Origin of the sequence: Photorhabdus stackebrandtii (assembly GCF_011189495.1) — a bacterium.
Classification (GTDB): Bacteria; Pseudomonadota; Gammaproteobacteria; order Enterobacterales; family Enterobacteriaceae; genus Photorhabdus; species Photorhabdus khanii.
Genome location: NZ_PUJV01000117.1, coordinates 1 through 1,259 on the forward strand (window position 1 = coordinate 1; position 1,259 = coordinate 1,259).

A 1,259-nucleotide genomic window follows, 5' to 3' on the forward strand; every position below is an offset into this window, starting at 1 on the left:
GCCTGCGCCTCGATGAGTTCCGCGCCTGATGAACCTTAAAACCTTGTCGGCTTGAAAGAGCCATTTTTTATGTTAGGTTTCTCATCAGGCCGGTAGGCCGTTCATGTCATCAATAATCAGTCTTCGCAAAACCAGTGGGGTAACATTTAAATAGGTTCACAATGACGCCAGCTTTAGGCGACAAATACCGTGTGTTGTGTCGTAATGGCCCACGCTATCCGGGCGAGTTTATTAGCCAATGCACAGGCCACGATATTAGAGTGCTTTCGTTCAAGCTGCTGCTTAACCCAGTCAGCCAGTTTTCCCTGCCGGTGCTCAATCTGTTGCATGAATGACCGGGCGCAGAGTACCAACAGTTGCCGGAGCGTCTTATTACCCCGTTTACTGATACCCAATAAGGTCGTCCTTCCCCCGGTGCTGTACTGGCGGGGAACCAAACCCGTCGAGGCCGCAAAATCCCGGCTGCGAGAATATTGTTTTCCATCACCCAGTTGTGAGGAAAGCACACTCGCCGTGATGGGACCAATACCGGGGATCGTCATCAGCCGTTGTCCGGTATCATCCTGAATGATTTCCTGTGACAGTGCGGTCTCAATCTCGGTGATTTGTCCAACCAGATAGTGATAATGCGCCTGTAACCGTAGTAATATTTGCACCAAATAAGGTGGAAGAGGATGTTCGGCCAAAACAGTGGAGAGTCGTTTTATCACGGCAATCCCCTTGGGCATACTGATGCCAAACTCAAGCAGGAAAGCTTGCATCTGATTGGTGGTTTTGACTTTATCCCGGACCAGTGATTCCCGGACACGATGCAACGCTCGCATGGCTTGTTGGGCTTCCGTTCTGGGCTGAACAAAACGCATTGAAGGTCGTGAGGCGGCTTCACAGATGGCTTCCGCGTCAATAAAATCATTCTTGTTACTTTTGACAAAAGGACGGACAAACTGCGGTGAAATCAGCTTAGCCTCATGCCCCAAATCAGCGATCCGCCTTGCCATGAAATGCGCGCCAGCACAGGCTTCCATCACAACCGTTGCCGGAGAGCAATCGGCTAAGAATTCCATCAATTTAGTTCGGGTGAATTTTTTACGTAGCAGAGCTTTTCCCGATTGCTCCTGACAATGGACATGAAAAGAATGCTTGCCGAGATCGATGCCAATCAGTGCGATAGTGTTCATGATGGTAGCCTCTTATCAAAGATAATCACTCTGCTAATATACTGCCGTTAGAGTGAGGGGAACCATCTCATTACCTTGGGG

Annotated in this window: 1 protein-coding gene; it reads right to left on the reverse strand. The window is 49.5% G+C overall.

Annotated elements, in window-relative coordinates; all coding sequences use genetic code 11:
- Positions 1-173: 173 nt before the first annotated feature.
- Positions 174-1,178, reverse strand: coding sequence for an IS110-like element ISPlu13 family transposase (locus tag C5470_RS21840; RefSeq protein ID WP_166291890.1), 1,005 nt, complete (start codon positions 1,176-1,178; stop codon positions 174-176).
- Between the last annotated feature and the right edge of the window lie 81 nt (positions 1,179-1,259).

What these genes read in the sequence shown, in the direction of transcription:
- C5470_RS21840 (WP_166291890.1), bottom strand. Translation starts at nt 1,178, where the DNA reads ATGAACACTATCGCACTGATTGGCATCGATCTCGGCAAGCATTCTTTT.